This window comes from Streptomyces lydicus (genome assembly GCF_001729485.1).
GTDB lineage: Bacteria > Actinomycetota > Actinomycetes > Streptomycetales > Streptomycetaceae > Streptomyces > Streptomyces lydicus_D.
Genome location: NZ_CP017157.1, coordinates 5054526 through 5069450, shown reverse-complemented (window position 1 = coordinate 5069450; position 14925 = coordinate 5054526). Strand labels below are relative to the sequence as shown.

At 73.6% G+C, this 14925-nt stretch carries 14 protein-coding genes; 5 read left to right on the top strand and 9 right to left on the bottom strand.

What is annotated here, in order from left to right:
• The first annotated feature begins 18 nt into the window (after window positions 1-18).
• Window positions 19-339 carry a GYD domain-containing protein gene (locus tag SL103_RS22120; RefSeq protein ID WP_069570693.1) on the top strand — a complete coding sequence of 107 codons (321 nt, stop codon included), beginning with the start codon at window positions 19-21 and terminating at the stop codon, window positions 337-339.
• A gap of 19 nt (window positions 340-358) precedes the next feature.
• On the opposite strand, the gene SL103_RS22115 is transcribed toward SL103_RS22120, so the two are convergent.
• From SL103_RS22115 to SL103_RS22100, 4 genes are all read right to left on the bottom strand, one after another.
• Entirely contained in the window at window positions 359-1243 is an 885-nt protein-coding gene (locus SL103_RS22115; RefSeq protein ID WP_069569095.1) for an IS982 family transposase, read from the bottom strand.
• Window positions 1244-1383: 140 nt separating this feature from the next.
• Window positions 1384-2277, bottom strand: coding sequence for an IS982 family transposase (locus tag SL103_RS22110; protein WP_069567627.1), 894 nt, complete (start codon window positions 2275-2277; stop codon window positions 1384-1386).
• Between the two features lie 55 nt (window positions 2278-2332).
• Complete coding sequence (locus SL103_RS22105; RefSeq protein WP_069570692.1) at window positions 2333-3301, bottom strand: 2-hydroxyacid dehydrogenase; 969 nt, start codon at window positions 3299-3301, stop codon at window positions 2333-2335.
• Between the two features lie 84 nt (window positions 3302-3385).
• On the bottom strand, window positions 3386-4555 hold the full coding sequence (locus SL103_RS22100; RefSeq protein WP_069570691.1) for a lactate 2-monooxygenase: 1170 nt from the start codon (window positions 4553-4555) through the stop codon (window positions 3386-3388).
• A gap of 114 nt (window positions 4556-4669) precedes the next feature.
• On the opposite strand from SL103_RS22100, the gene SL103_RS22095 reads away from it, so the two are divergent.
• Together SL103_RS22095 and SL103_RS22090 are read left to right on the top strand one after the other, a co-directional pair.
• Window positions 4670-5863, top strand: coding sequence for a PucR family transcriptional regulator (locus SL103_RS22095; RefSeq protein WP_079145906.1), 1194 nt, complete (start codon window positions 4670-4672; stop codon window positions 5861-5863).
• A 267-nt stretch (window positions 5864-6130) separates the two neighbouring features.
• The gene (locus tag SL103_RS22090; protein WP_069570690.1) at window positions 6131-7213 is read left to right on the top strand and encodes a sugar ABC transporter substrate-binding protein; all 1083 of its coding nucleotides are present in this window, start codon (window positions 6131-6133) and stop codon (window positions 7211-7213) included.
• A 75-nt stretch (window positions 7214-7288) separates the two neighbouring features.
• Here the strand turns inward: SL103_RS22090 and SL103_RS22085 are convergent, their stop codons facing one another.
• From SL103_RS22085 to SL103_RS22065, 5 genes are all read right to left on the bottom strand, one after another.
• A complete protein-coding gene (locus tag SL103_RS22085; RefSeq protein ID WP_069574010.1) occupies window positions 7289-7999 on the bottom strand; it encodes an HAD family hydrolase in 711 nt (236 codons plus the stop codon).
• Window positions 8000-8054: 55 nt separating this feature from the next.
• Window positions 8055-8534, bottom strand: coding sequence for an Lrp/AsnC family transcriptional regulator (locus SL103_RS22080; RefSeq protein WP_069570689.1), 480 nt, complete (start codon window positions 8532-8534; stop codon window positions 8055-8057).
• A 102-nt stretch (window positions 8535-8636) separates the two neighbouring features.
• A complete protein-coding gene (locus SL103_RS22075; protein ID WP_069570688.1) occupies window positions 8637-9899 on the bottom strand; it encodes a hypothetical protein in 1263 nt (420 codons plus the stop codon).
• A gap of 11 nt (window positions 9900-9910) precedes the next feature.
• Window positions 9911-10108: a hypothetical protein gene (locus SL103_RS22070; protein ID WP_069574008.1), complete on the bottom strand. Its 198-nt coding sequence runs from the start codon at window positions 10106-10108 to the stop codon at window positions 9911-9913.
• Window positions 10109-10230: 122 nt separating this feature from the next.
• The gene (locus SL103_RS22065; RefSeq protein WP_069570687.1) at window positions 10231-12867 is read right to left on the bottom strand and encodes a helix-turn-helix transcriptional regulator; all 2637 of its coding nucleotides are present in this window, start codon (window positions 12865-12867) and stop codon (window positions 10231-10233) included.
• Between the two features lie 211 nt (window positions 12868-13078).
• On the opposite strand from SL103_RS22065, the gene SL103_RS22060 reads away from it, so the two are divergent.
• On the top strand, window positions 13079-14401 hold the full coding sequence (locus SL103_RS22060) for a diacylglycerol/lipid kinase family protein (protein ID WP_069570686.1): 1323 nt from the start codon (window positions 13079-13081) through the stop codon (window positions 14399-14401).
• Window positions 14398-14919: a hypothetical protein gene (locus tag SL103_RS22055; RefSeq protein ID WP_069570685.1), complete on the top strand. Its 522-nt coding sequence runs from the start codon at window positions 14398-14400 to the stop codon at window positions 14917-14919. The genes SL103_RS22060 and SL103_RS22055 overlap by 4 nt, the downstream gene beginning before the upstream one ends.
• Window positions 14920-14925: the final 6 nt, after the last annotated feature.

The following is a 14925-nucleotide window of genomic DNA, read 5'->3' as shown; positions in this document are numbered from 1 at the left end:
AGCACAGGAGTGCGCGGGATGCCGAAATATCTGGTTCAGGCGAGCTATACCTCCGAGGGCGCGAAGGGACTGCTCGCCGAGGGCGGGAGCGGCCGCCGGGCCGCCGTCGAGCAGGTCGTCAGGTCCCGCGGCGGCACGGTGGAGGCGATCTACTTCGCCTACGGGGACGCCGACCTGTACTGCGTCATCGACTTCCCCGACCCGCTGTCGATGGCCGCGGTGGCGATGACCGTCCGCGCCTCCGGGGCGCTGCAGTCCAGGACGGTGCCCCTGCTGACGGTCGAGGAGATCGACGAGGCGGCCCGACAGGACGTCGACTTCCGCGCGCCCGGCGCCTAGATGGTTGAGTCCGATGTTCTTAGTGGTCGTAGGCGATCAGGGATCGTTTGATCTTGGCGTTGGTGGTCCAGTTGTGCCAGATGCAGGCTGCCAGGGCGAGGAGTCGTTGGCCGGTGCGGGCGAAGACTCCGATCGGGGTTCTTGCTCCGTGCTGTTCGAGGCTGAGCTGGCCTTTGAGGGTGCCGAAGACGGCCTCGATCCACTGACGGACACGGGTGATCTTCCCGTGCCGGACCGGCTCGTCCTTGCGGTCCGGCCGCACCAGGTGAACGCCGAGTCGCTCGGTGAGGAAGGCTTCGAACCCCTTGCTCGCGAAACCCTTGTCGGCCAGGACCACCTGCCCAGCTCGGATGAGGTGGTGGTCGCGTTCCAGCAGGGCGGTCATCACTTCCCGTTCGCCGAGCTTGGGGTTGGCCAGGCACCAGGTGACGGGCATGCCTTCGGCGGTGGTGACCAGGTAGAGCCGCAATCCCCAGAAGAAGCGGGAGTGGCTGCGGCAGTAGCCGTAGCCGGCATGTCCGGCCAGATCGGAGCGTTTGACGGTCTCGCGCGAGGCAGCGCAGGGCAGCGGGGTGGAGTCGATCAGGCGCAGGTCGTCGTGCCAGGTAGGGACCTGGCGGGCCAGTGCTTCGATCACCTGGGAAATCAGCGGTCCGGCCGCGTTCAGACGCTTGTTGTAGGCGGATTGCTGGGGCAGGTAGCGAAAGAGGTGTCCCAGTCTGGCGTGGGCGAAGCGGACCCAGTGCCGGGCAGAGGGAAACCCGAGCAGGACTTGGGCGACGGCCAGGCACAGCAGTTCGGCGTCTGTCAGTTTCGGAGGTCGCCCAATCCGGCGACAAGGGACCACGTGGTCGTCGATGAACACGTACAGTGCCGCCAGAAGGGCGTCCAGGCTGGTAGTCACACACAAGCCAACGGGCGCCCTTCGCCATGGTCGCGGCCAGCAGGAACATCGGACTCATTCATCTAGGGGGAGTCGTTCGGATCAGGCCGGGCCCGACCCGTACGACAACAGGTCCTAGACGAGTAAGTCCGAAGTGCTGGTCAGTGGTCGTAGGCGATCAGTGATCGTGTGATCGGTGTTCCGGTGGCCCGGTTGTGCCAGATCGCGGCGGTGAGAGCGAGGATGCGTTGTCCGACGCGGGCCAGGACTCCGGCTGGGGTTCTGGCTCCGTGGCGTTCGAGGTCGAGCTGGCCTTTGAGGGTGTCGTTGACCGACTCGATCAGCTGCCGGATCGGTTTGAGGAGGTGCTCTCCTGGCCGGGGCTTTTTGTTGCGGTAGCTGGGCCGCAGCAGGGTCAGGCCGTGTTGGGCCATGAAGGCGTCGAGGTGCTTGGAGACGTAGCCCTTGTCGCCGATAACCGTCTGCCCGGGGCGGGTGGCCAGCAGGTCGGCGTCCTGGGTGAGCATGCCTGTGAGGACTTCGCGTTCGTCCGTCTTGGGGTTGGCCAGAGCCCAGGCGATCGGTAGTCCGCCAGGTGTGCAGATCAGGTGCAGGCGCAGGCCCCAGAAGAACCGTGAGTGCGAGGGACAGTAGGAGTAAGCGGCCCAGCCGGCCAGGTCGGAGCGTTTGACGGTGGGGCGTGAGCGGGCGCATTCCACGGGTGTGGAGTCCACGATCCATACGTCGTCGTGCCACAGATCCGTGTCGCGGGCGAGGGTGCGAATGAAGCGGCCGAGCAGGGTGTTCGCGGCCCGCAGGCGCTTGTTGTAGCCGGACTGTTCGGGCAGGTAGGGGAACTCGGCCGCCAGATGGGTGCGGGCGAACCGCAGCCAGCGGGCCTCGGAGACGAAGCCGAGTACGGCCTGCATGACCGCGAGCGTCAACAGTTCGGCATCCGTCAGCCTCGGTGGACGCCCTGTCCGCCGCGTTCCTGCCAGAGAGTCATCGATCCTCACGTACAGTGCAGTCGCGAGGGTCTCCAGGTTTGTCGTCACAAACGAACCAACGAGACCCTCGCTTCATGCGCCCGAAGACTTCGGACTTACTCGTCTAGGACACGACGTCCCGCGGCGGCTTGCCCGCCAGGTGGTCGGCGACGTTCTGGACGGCGGCCAGCGCGATGCGGATCAGGGTTTCCCGGGTGACGCCCGCGACGTGCGGGGAGAGGACCACGTTCGGGGCCTTGAGCAGGCGCAGCGCCGCCGTCGGCGGTTCCGGGTCGAAGACGTCGAGACCGGCGCCGGCGAGCGCGCCGGCGGCCAGCGCGTCCGCGAGGGCGTCCTGGTCGATGAGGGCGCCGCGGGCCGTGTTGACGACGAAGGCGGTGGGCTTGAGCAGCGCCAGCCGCTCGGCGTCGAGCAGATGCCGGGTTCCGTCGGTGAGCGGGGCGTGCAGGCTGACGTAGTCGGAGGTGCGCAGCAGGTCGTCGAGGCTCAGATGACGGGCGCCGCCGAGGCGCGCCGCGGTCTCGGGCGCCACCGGCCGCGGGCCGGCGTAGACGACCGTCATGTCGAACGCGACCGCGCGGCGCGCCACTTCCTCGCCGATGTGCCCCAGGCCGACGATCCCCAGGGTCTTGCCGGACAGTTCGGTGAGGGACTGCTGGAGGCGCGGCAGTGCCCAGTCGGCCTCGACCAGTGCGGTGTGGGCCGGGATCAGCTGCTTGGCGAGGGCGAGCATCAGGGCGAAGGTCTGCTCGGCCACGTTCTGCTTCTCGGCGCCGCTGGAGCCGATGTTGCAGACCGGGATCCCGCGCTCCCGGGCGGCGTCCAGGTCCACGTAGTCGAAGCCGTGGCTGGCGCACTGCACCAGCTCCAGGTGCGGGGCCGCGGCCAGGTGCGCCGCGGTGACCGGGCCCAGGCCGGTGATGATCACGTGGGCCTCGCGCAGCGCCGCGGGGTCCTCGTCGGCCGCCTCGACCACCGTGACCCTGGCCTGGTCGGGGAAGACGGTGGCGAGTGCGGCACCGGCGGTCCGGCCGCCCACGTGCGGCGAGATGACGGCGAGGATGTTCTTCATGGGTGGCCTCTCGGAGTGCGGGCCGCGAACGGGCCCGGTTGGGGGGCGGGGAGCGTAGTGCCGGATGGAGGAGCGGCGGGGCGGTCAGGCGGGCCGGGGGGCCAGGTCGTCGGCGGTCAGCGTGGCCGGCCGGGAGTGGCCGGAGAGGGCCAGGGTGAGGTCGAGTTCGGCGAGCAGGCAGCGGATGACGTGCTCGACGCCCGCCTGGCCGTCCAGCCCGAGCCCGTACGCGTACGGGCGTCCGACCAGCACCGACCGCGCGCCCAGCGCCAGCGCCTTGACGATGTCGTCGCCGGTGCGGATGCCGCTGTCGAAGAGGACGGTGAGCCGGTCGCCGGCCGCCTCGACCACACCCGGCAGCGCGTCCGCGGCCGCGATCGATCCCGCGACCTGGCGGCCGCCGTGGTTGGACACCACCACGCCGTCCACGCCGGCCTCCGCGGCGCGCAGCGCGTCGTCCGGGTGCAGGATGCCCTTCAGCACGATCGGGCCGTCCCAGTTCTCGCGCAGGAACGCCAGGTCGGGCCAGGTTTTCGCGGGGTCGGCGAACATCCCCACGAAGTGCCGCACGGCCGCGTTCGGGTCCTCGTGGACCGGCTTGGCCAGCCCCGCCCGGAACGCGGGGTCGGTGAAGTAGTTGGCGGTGCCCACGCCGTGCAGGAACGGCAGGTACGCCTGGTCGAGATCGCGCGGCCGCCAGGCGAGCAGCGGGGTGTCGAGCGTGACGAACAGCGCGCCGTAGCCCGCCGCCTTCGCCCTGTTCAGGAAGCTCCGGGTGACCTCGCGGTCCTTCGCCCAGTACAGCTGGAACCACCGCTCACCGTCGCCCATCGCCTCGGCGACCTCCTCCATCGGCGTGCTGGAGGCGGACGACAGGATGTAGGGGACGCCCTGCGCCGCGGCGGCCCGGGCGGCGGCCGGCTCCGCCTCCGGATGCATGATCGACAGCACGCCGACCGGCGCGAGTGCCAGCGGCGCGGGCAGCGAACGGCCCAGCACCTCGACGGAGAGGTCGCGCTGCTGCACGTCGCGGAGCATCCGCGGGACGATCCGCAGCCGGTCCAGCGCGGCCCGGTTGGCGTCGGCGGTGCTGCCCGTGCCCGCGCTGCCCGCCACGTAGCCGACCGGGCCGGGGCCCAGACGCTGCTCGGTGAGCTGTTCCAGCCGGGTCAGATCGGTCGGCAGCCGGGGCACCGCGCCGGTCATGCCGTTCAGATAGATCTCGTACTGGAAGTCCGCCCAGTGCTTCGCCATCCGCACGTCCCGCCTCTCGTCGTGAGACCGCCTGGTTCACCGCGATCCTGGCGACAGTGACAAGTTCCGTCCACCGTGCTGCGCACAACCGGCGGGTGGAATCATCACCTTGTGATGAAGGAACGGGGAGGCGGCCGGGAGGGGCGGGAGCGCATCCGCCAGGAACTGATCGCCGCCCCGAGGGTCGTCGCGGCGCTGGTCGCCGCCGTCCGCGCACAGGTTCCGGCCTACGCCGCGCTCGACGACGAGCGGCTGCGTGAGGTGCGCGCCATCGCCGCCTGGGCGCTGGAGCGGATGCTGCACCTGTGGGCCACCGACGGTGCGCTCACCCCCGCGGACCTTCGGCGGCTGCGCGGTATCGCGGCGGCGCGGGCCGCGGACGGCCGGCCGGTGCAGGCGGTCCTGCGGGCCTACCGGGTCGCGGTCACCGCCCTCACGGACGAGGTCGCGGCCTGTACGCCACCCCCGGACGCGGCGGACGCCTTCGCGCTCGCACGGATGGCGCTGACCACCCTCGACACCCTCTCCGAGGAGATGGCCGCCGCCTACACCGCCACCAGCGAGGACCTCGCGGCGGACCGGGACCGGGCGCTGCGGCTGCTGCTCGACGACCTGATCGCCGGACGGCACGCCTCCGTCGGGGCGCTGACCGACCGTGCCGCCCGGCTGGGCGTCCAACTCCCGGATCCCTACTGCCTGTTGGTGGCCGAGCCGGCGGAGCCGGACGGCGGCCCCGGCGTGACCCGGGAGACGGCCACCGAACTGCTCGCCACGCTCACCGCGCGCGCCGACGACGCGCAGGTCACCTCGACGGCGACGGTGCGCGGCTCACGCCTTGTCCTGATGCTGCCCGCCGCGGCCGGCCGTACCGCCGCGGCGGCGCTGCGCGAACGCGCCCTGCGCGGCTGCGCGGTCTCCGAAGAGCCCCTGGACCGGATCGCCGTGGCGCACCGCCTCGCCGCCGACGCCCTGGACACCGCACCCGCGCACGCCCACCACCCCGCGCGGCTGCTGACCGACGGCGACGCCCACGTCCTGGCGCTGCTCGCGGGTCGCCCGGCCACCACCCCCGACCGGATCAGCCGCCTGCTGCTCGGCCCCCTGGTCCACCCCGGCCGGCGGCACCTGCTGGAGGCGCTCACTGCCTACCTCGACGCCGGCTCCGCGACCGCTGCCGCCCGCACGCTCGGCCTGCACCCCCAGTCCCTGCGCTACCGCCTGCGCCGCGTCGCCGCACTCACCCACCGCGACCCGCGCGACCCGTGGCAGCGGCTGACGCTGGACATCGCGCGGACCATCGGGCCCTGAGGGCCTGTCCGACGGTCCTGGGCGGAGCGGCGGCGCCCCGGGCAAGTGCGCAGGAGTGGTCGAACGGTGCATCCGTGGCGAGCAAGGCCAATTCGCCGACAAAGCGAACGATCCGGAAAGCCCGGTGGGTGAACGCCGTTCAGAGACTCAACTTGCGGCTCGCTTTCGTATCGTTATTGCTTCGATTCTTGACGATCAGGCGGAACGTGACGTTCACTGCGACAGTTCTGGGCCGGGTCAGGCGGCCCCATGGGAGGTACCGAAAAAATGAATGCAATAATGCGGCGCGCGCTCGTCAGTGCAATGGCGCTTTCGCTCGCGGCGCCCTTGGCGGCCTGTGGGAAAGATCAACAGGAAGCCGGCGCCGGCAAGGACGCCATAGGTCTGCTTCTCCCGGAGAACAAAGCGGCCCGCTATGAGAAGTTCGACCACCGCATCATTTCCTCGCGGATAGCCTCGCTGTGCCTCGAATGCAAGGTCGATTACGGCAATGCCGAGCAGCAAGTCGATACGCAGAAAAGACAGTTCGACGCCCTCGTGAAGAAGGGTGTAAAGGTCATCATTCTTGACCCGGTCGACGCGCAGGCGGCCAAGAGCTGGGTGGACTCGGCCGCCAAGAAGGGCGTCCAGGTCGTCGCGTACGACCGGCTCGCCGAGGGTGACGTCGCGGCGTACGTCTCCTACGACAACGAGAAGATCGGCCGGCTGCAGGGCCAGGGCCTGCTCGACGCGCTCGGCTCCCGGGCGGCCGCCGCCGACGTCGTCATGATGAACGGCTCGCCCACCGACCCGAATGCGCCGTCCTACAAGAAGGGCGCCCATGACGTCCTGGACGGCAAGGTTCACAAGGTCGTCTACGAGAAGGACATCCCCGACTGGGACGCGGCGATCGCCAAGAAGAAGATGACGGATGTCATCAACTCCCGTGGCCCGCAAGGATTTGACGCGGTGTACTCCGCCAACGACGGCATGGCCGGCGGTATCGCCGAGGCGCTGAAGGCGGCGGGCCTCAAGAATGTGCCGCTCGGCGGCCAGGACGCCGAACTCCCCGCGCTGCAGCGGGTCATAGCCGGCACGCAGTCCTTCACCATTTACAAGGAAGTCCGGCCGGAGGCCGAAACCGCCGCAGAAATCGCCTTCCGGCTGCTGCGCGGGAAGAGCATCAACGGGCTGACGACTACTACCGCCGGTAACAGCAGCAAGTCCGGTATCCCGGCCCGGCTGTTCAAGGCTCAGATCGTCACCAAGAAGAATGTGAACGACACCGTCGTACGCGACGGCGTGGTCCGCACCGACCTCCTCTGCGCCGGCGACCTCGCCTCCGCCTGCGCGTCGCTCGGCCTGAAGTGACGGCCGCCGCCACCCGGTTCCGGGTGGCGGCCGGGCCGATGACCGCCCCGGCGGTCATCGGCCCGCGGGGCGCCCTCAGGAGGACCGGACCGGCCGTCCCAGCCACGCGTACGCGGCCCGGGCCGTGAACTCCCGCTGGCCGTCCCTGAACAGCAGCCCGGCGTGCGCGAACGCCGGATCCCCGGCCGTGCCGGCCACGTACGGCACGGCGATGCACCGCATGCCCGCCCGGTGCGCCGCGAGGGCACCGGGCGCCGCGTCCTCCAGCACCACACAGGCGGCGGGGTCGACACCCAGCCGCCGCGCCGCCTCCAGGAACACGTCCGGCGCCGGCTTGCCGTGCGCCACCTCCTCGGCCGAGACCACGGTCGTCAGCAGCGCGTCCAGCCCCGTGCCGGCCAGCACCGCCTCGATCGCGGCCCGCGAGGACCCCGACGCCACCGCCATCGGATGCCCGGCCGCCGCCAGCTGCTCCACCAGCGCCCGCATCTCGGGGAAGACCTCGGTGTGCGCCCGGGCCAGCTCCAGATAGACGCGGTTCTTCCCGGCCAGCAGCTCCTCGACCGGCGCGTCGAGACCGAACTCGCGGCGCAGGATCTCCAGGGTCTCCCGGGTGCCGATGCCGATGAAGCGGGTGTGGTGCTCCCAGCTGAAGTCGGCCACGCCGTAGCCGGCCAGCAGCCGGCGGCCCGCCTCGTAGTAGTTCGGCTCACTGTCCACCAGCGTGCCGTCGAGATCGAAGATCACCGGAGTGGGCGGGACCCGGGAGGCGGGGGAGGCGTTCATGCCGTCCAGCATGCCAAGCCGCGCTCCGGTACGGCTCCCCGGCGGCCCGCCCGGCTCAGCGTGGCTTCGCCGCCCGGCCCACCGCCTCCACCAGCGGCAGCATCCGGTGCGGCACCCGCTCGCGCAGCGCCATCTCCGTCCGCGTACGGACCACGCCCGGCAGGCTGATCAGCCGCTGGATCACGTCCTCCAGGTGCGCCGGGTCCCGGGCCACCACCCGGGTCAGCAGGTCCCCGCCGCCGGTCGTCGAGAACGCCTCGATGATCTGCGGCACCTCCGCCAGCGCCTCGGCCACCTCCTCCAGACGGCCCTGGGTCACCTCGATGTGCACGAAGGCGAGCACGGGGTGGCCGAGCGCGGCGGGGGAGAGCAGCGGACTGTACGCGGTGATCACACCGTCCCGTTCGAGCCGGTCCAGCCGGGCCTGCACGGTGCCCCGGGCGACCCCGAGCACCCGCGCGTACTCCCGCACACTGGTGCGCGGCTGCTCCAGCAGCAGGCGGAGGATCTTGGCGTCCAGGGCGTCCACAGGCATCGGTCCACGCCCTTACGGTCGGCGAAGTCGGTACCCGACCGTACCAATGGCCCGGCGAACCCCGCGATCGGTGAGCCGACTGCCCGCGGATCGGCGGCGCTGTCAGTCCGGTCCTGGCGACTCGCCGCGCGGCCGGTCAGGGCCGGGCGGGGTGCGTACCGGTGGGCCGCCGGCCGCGGCGAGCACGCCGAGCAGCGCCAGCACGAGGAGGACCAGACCGAGGACGAGCGCCACCGCCCCGGGAGTGGGGTAGTTCCACAGGATCAGGGCCAGCGCGCCGCCGGCGATGACGACACCGGTGGTCCAGCCGCGGTGGGTGTCCAGCCACCGGCCCATGGTGCCGGTGCGCATCCCCCGGCGGGCCGCCGCCCGGCCGACGGAACCGGTGCCCCGGGTCGTCCCGGAGCGCACCGCGCGGGCGGCGCGACTCGGGCCGTACAGGGCGGCCGCCAGCGCCGTGATCACCGAGACGAGCAGCACCGTCCAGGCGCTCTGGCGCAGGAAGCGCACCAGGGTGTCGAAGACGGCGGCGGCCGCGTTCTCCGGCAGCGCGCTGGGCGGGACGGAGTCCAGGTAGACGCCGCGCAGCACGACGAGCGCGATGAGCAGCACGGCCATCATCACCCCGGTGCCGATCGCGGTGGCCAGCAGCGCCACCCGGTGCGCGGGCGCCACCCAGATGCCGAGGGCGGCGCACACCAGCGCCAGGACGGGCAGCCAGACACCGAGGACGTTGAGCAGCCGCATCAGTGTCTGCGCCTGCTGGAGCTTGTCGGTCTTCAGCAGCGTGATCGTCCGGTCGGGCTGCGGGATCGCCGACGCCTTCTTGAACCCCGCGTCCACCAGGTGCTGTTTGACGTTGTCGACGACGGTGCCGATGTCCAGGACGACGGTGTTGCCCCGGGCCTGGACCGCGCTGTTCCCCTCGCCGGTGAGGACCTTCACCACCGCGGCGTGCGCCTGGCGGTTGGCGACGTCCCACAGCTGGGAGAACTGGTCGCTGGTCACCACCTTCGACACCACCTTGTGCACGGTCTTGGTGAGCGCGTCCTTCAGGGGGCCGGCCAGCTCCGGGGTGTGCTCGACCACAAGGGGCGGGGCGCCGGCCTTCTTGAGGGTGGCGGCGAGCGAGTTGGTGATCCCCTGGACGTCGACCTGGCCGACCACCCGGTTGGTCAGCCGGTCGGTCACCGCGTCCTGCACGGAGGGCTCGGTGGCCAGCGGCGCGACGGTCTGCACATACCTGCTGGAGTCGGAGATCTGACTGCTCACCCAGGTCGAGACGGTGGCGAGAGGGGCCAGGAGCACAGCCAGTACCAGCAGCACGGTCGCGCCCGTGTAGCGCAGGGGGCGGGGCGAACTCATGGCGTGTCTCCTCACTCCGGAAGGCGGCGCATTTCCTCGATGCACAGGCCGAGGTCCTGGAACCGGGTGAGCAGTCCGAACAGGTGCGCCTCGTCCGTCACCGCGCCGTGGAACAGCGTCTGCTGCGGTACGGGCTCCCGCTCCAGCTCCGGGAACGCCTCGGCCAGGGCGGGGGAGACGAGGCCGGTCACGCGGAACTCGTAACGCATGCCCACACCGCCCCTCGCGCCGCTGGAAACCGTCGTCTCGCATGCTGTCCGCGGCGCGGCGGGACGGCATCACCCGCAGGGGATGACCCGGCGGGGAAACCGGCGGGGACCAGGGCTCCGGGTCACAGGAGGTGCAGCTCGCGGCAGCGCTCGACGGCGTCCCGGCGGCGGGACGTGCCGAGTTTGCGGTAGACGCTGCGCAGGTGCGTCTTGACGGTGTTGACCGACAGGTGCAGCGCGGCGGCGATCTCCTCGTTGGACATCATCCGGGCCGCGTACGCCAGGACCTCCCGCTCCCGGCCGCTCAGCGCCTCGACGAGGACCGGGCCGGCCGGGCGGCCCGGGGGCCCGGCGGTCAACCACCGTGCCGCGGGCGGCGGGAGGTCCCGGAGCAGGTGCCGCAGCCAGGGGCCGGCCTCCGCGAACGGCAGGCGCAGCTGCTCGGGGGCGGCCGCGTCCAGCGCCTCACCCAGCAGGACACGGGCCGTCGGCCGGTCCCCGGCCAGCACCGCGGCCCGGGCCCGCAGCAGACGGATGCGTACGCGGTCGGGCAGATCCGGCGCCGGGGACGCGTCGGCCGCCGCGACGAGCCGGAGGGCACGGGCGGGGCGTCCCGCGGCGAGGTGGGCGAGCGCCAGCGCCACGGCCCGCGAGGCGTCCCCGGGCACGGCGGCCCGCCCGCCGCCCGGGGGGCCGGGCCGGTGCAGGACGGCGAGCGCCGCGGCGGGGTCACCGCGGGCCAGCGCGGCAGCCGAACGCGCCACGGCCAGCCGCCCGGCGGGCCACCCTGGCGGCTGCGGCCCGGCCTCGTCCAGGACCGCCGAGGCCGCCGCCCACCGGCCGTGCGCCAGTTCCGTGCGGGACACCACGACGGCCCGTTCGGCGCGCAGCACCGGGTCGGCCCCGGTGTCGGCGTACTCGGCGGCCAGGGCCAGGTGATGACGTGCCGTCGCGAAGTCGCAGCGCTCGCACGCCACCGTGGCCAGGGCCAGCTGACCGGCCCCCGACCGCCGGTCCTCGGGTATGCCCTGCCGCTCGGCCACGCCGTGCGCGCGGGCGGCGTGGTCCGCGGCCGCGGTGAGCTCACCGCGGACCGCCTCGGCCAGCGCGAGCCGCCCCCACGCCGCGTGCCGTACGAGGTGGGTCGCCTCGCCCGTGCAGGCCCGCACCGTCTCCTCGAAGGCGGCCCGGGCCTCGTCCGGGCGCCCGGACGCCAGCAGGGCGCAGGCCCGGCCGTGGCATCGCAGCGCCTCGATCTCCGGGTGTTCCTTGAGCCGGTACGCGGGCACCTCCGCCATCAGCTCCGCGGTCCGCCGGGCCGCCGCCTCCGCCCCGCTCCCGGCGCCGTGCGGCGCCAGCAGCAGCCGCAACAGAGCCAGCGTGAGCCGCACCTCGGGACCGGCCCCGGCCCCGCGGTGCCGCACCCGGCGCTCGGCCCGCAGCACCCAGCGGCGGGCAGCCGCGGCGTCGTGCCGGGCCAGCAGGCGGGCCGCCGTCACCAGGGCCGCCTCGGCTCCCGGCACCTCGGCCGGCATACCGGAGAAGACCGCGTCGATCCGCCCCTCGTCGAGCCCGGCGAGCAGCCGCCCGGCCAACAGCTGCCGCACGGCCTCCCCGGCGGCGTACGGCCAGTCCCCGGCGGCGGCCGCGTGCACCAGCGTCTCGGGGAGCTGCCCGGCGGCGGCGAACCAGCGCGCCGCCCGGCGGTGCAGCACCGGTTCGAGGCCCGGCCACCGGCTGCGCAGCCGCGCGTGCAGCACCCCGGCGAACAGCGGGTGGACGCGGAACCACCGGGTGCCGGCGACCGGCTGGACGAAGCAGTTGTCCCGCACCAGCCGGTCCAGGATCAGCTCGGCGTCCGCCCGCCCGGTCAGCGCATCGGCGAGTTCGGGGTGGATCTGGTCCAGGACGCTGGTGCGCGCGAGCAGCTCCCGGGCCGCCGCGGGCTGCGCGTCGAGGACCTCGGCCAGCAGATAGTCGGCGACCGCCTGCTCGGAGGCGAGGTACGACCGGGCGAAGCCGGCCGGGTCACCGGACCGCTGGCCGGCCAGGGCACACAGCCGCAGGCCGGCCGCCCAGCCCTCGGTGCGGCGGGTGAGCGCGGCGACGACCTCCGCACCGGGCGCCAGGCCGTGCCCGCGCAGCAGGGCCGCCGCCTCCCGCGGGGTGAACGCCAGCTCGGCGCCCCGGAGTTCACACAGCCGGCCCTCCGCCCGGTAGCGGTGCAGCGGCAGCAGCGGGTCCACCCGGCTGGTCAGCAGCAGCCGCAGCGCCGGGCCGGCGTGGTCCACCAGGAACTGCAGCCCGGCGGCCACCTCCCGGCCGGGCGCCTTGTCGAGACCGTCGACGACGAGCACCACCGGCTCGGCCAGCCCTTCCAGGGCCGCGGCGAACCGGATCAGCAGCGCGCGGCCGGCGCCGTCCCCCGCGGGCGGCAGGCCGGTGCCGCCGTCCGGCAGGAGCAGGCGGCGCCGGAACGCCTCCAGGACGTGGGCCCAGAAGACCCGCGGGGAGTCCTCGCGGTCCGGCGTCACCCACACGACGGGCCCGGGAACGGTGCCCTGCTGCGCCCAGGAGGCGACGGCGGTGGTCTTGCCGGCGCCGGCCGGGCCGGTGACCAGCGTCAGCGGTCCGTTCGTCCCCTTGGTGAGCCGGTCCAGCAGCCGCCGGCGGGCGACCAGGCCGGGTACGACGGGCGGCACCGACAACTTCGCGGCGAGCAGCGGATCCCCGGACGGGGTCGGCGAGGCTGCGGTCATGGGCACCACCCGGTAGCTGCGAGGCGGGCGCCGGTCCGGCGCCCGGCCCGGCCACCCCCGCCTGCGCGGGTCCGCGACCGGCCCCTTCATGGTCACCCGGCCGGCCGTTGATCGCAGCGGCCAGGGCGCCGGCCGTCGCCCGCATCGGGTGATGCGCCTGTCCGGCCCGCGCCGGTGGAATCGGCACCGGCACAGGAGGGAGGACCGGGGCGTGGACGGACGCTGGACCGCACGCGTGGCGCTGACCGCGGGGGCGGCGGCGCTGCTGGTCCTGCTGGTGTTCGCGGGGCTCCGCAGCGTCGTCCTGCTCGCGCTGGGTGCGGCCGGGCTGGCCGTCACGGCGGCCGGCGTCTGGTGGGTGCTCTCCCGCCGTGGCCCGGCGCGCGCGCTCGCCCTCCTCCTGGTGGTGCTGGCGCCGCTCGCCGTGCTCGTGCTGTACGTGGCCGCCGGGCTGTTCTGGGTCGTCCTGGTCGCCCTGGGGCTGTGGACCCTGGCGCTGTCCACCGGCAGGGCCGCGCTGACGGTGGGGAAGGGCCGCGCGGACGCACCGGGAACCCCCGCCCTGCCTCCCGCCCGCCCCTTCCTGATCATGAACCCGCGCTCCGGCGGCGGAAAGGTCGGCGCGGGCAGGCTGGTCGAGAAGGCCGAGGCGCTCGGCGCCCGGGTCGCGGTGCTCGACCCCGGGCAGCCGCAGGACGTCGCCGCACTCGCCCGGCAGGCCGTCGACGACGGCGCCGACCTGCTCGGCGTCGCCGGGGGCGACGGCACCCAGGCCCTGGTCGCGGGCGTCGCCGCGGAGCACGGTGTGCCCTTCATGGTCATCCCGGCCGGCACCCGCAACCACTTCGCCATGGACCTCGGCCTCGACCGCGCGGACCCCGCGAGCGCGCTGGCGGCCCTCACCGACGGCGTCGAGCTCCGCGTCGACCTGGGCTACATCGGGGTGGCGGGGCCCGAGGCCGGAGGCCGGGAGCGGGTCTTCGTCAACAACGCCTCCTTCGGCGCCTACGCGGCGGTCGTGCAGAGCCCGGCGTACCGCGACGACAAGGCCCGTACGACCCTGCGCATGCTGCCGGACCTGCTGACCCACCACACCGGCCCCCGGCTGGCCGTCCGGGCGCGGGACCTGACCCTCGACGCGCCCCAGGCGGTGCTGGTGAGCAACAACCCCTACGGGACGGGCGACCCGGCCGGCCTCGGACGGCGCGAACGGCTGGACACCGGCGTCCTGGGGGTGCTCGGCATCACCGTCGACAGCGCGGCCGAGGCGGCCTGGATGCTGCGCGGCCGCCGCGGTCCCGGGCTGGTCGCGGCCACCGCCCCGGAGGTGGTGGTCGACGCGGACACCCCGGCCGTCGAGGCCGGCGTCGACGGCGAGGCCCTCATGCTGCCCACCCCGGTGCGCTGCCGGATCGCACCCGGCGCGCTGCGTGTACGGCTGCCCCGGCACCGCCCCGGCGTCCGGCCCGCGGCCCCGCCCATGGACTGGCGGCGGGTGCGGCGGCTGGCCCTGACGCGGGGGCGGGCCGGATGACCGGCCGCACCCGAGACGCCCACCCGAAGCCGCCGCACCGGGCCGAGCCCGCCCGGATCGACTACAGCGGCGCGGTCTACGGCTCGCTGCTCGCCGCGTCCGTGGTGGTCGGTGCCGGAGCGCTCGGCCCCTCCCCGTGGCTCCAGCTCGCTCTCCTGCTGCTGTGCACCGGCGGGGTGTTCTGGGCCGCGCACGTCTTCGCGCGGCTCTTCGGCGCCCGGGTCGTCGGGCAGGACCTCAACCGGGCGGAGATCCGGCGGGTGTGCGCCGACGAGCGGCCGATCGTCGAGGCGGCCGTCCCGCCGGCCGCCGCCGCGGCCCTCGCCGGGCAGCTCGGACTCGACTACGCGGGGGTCGCGTGGCTGGCCCTGGTGGTCGCGCTCGTCGGTCAGGTCGGCTGGGCGATGGCCGCCACGCTGCGCGCCGGTGCCGGCCGCCGGCTGGTGCTGGCCTCGGGCGTGGTCAACATGCTGCTCGGCCTGCTCATCGTGGTCCTCAAGGCCGCGTTGCAGCACTGACGGCGC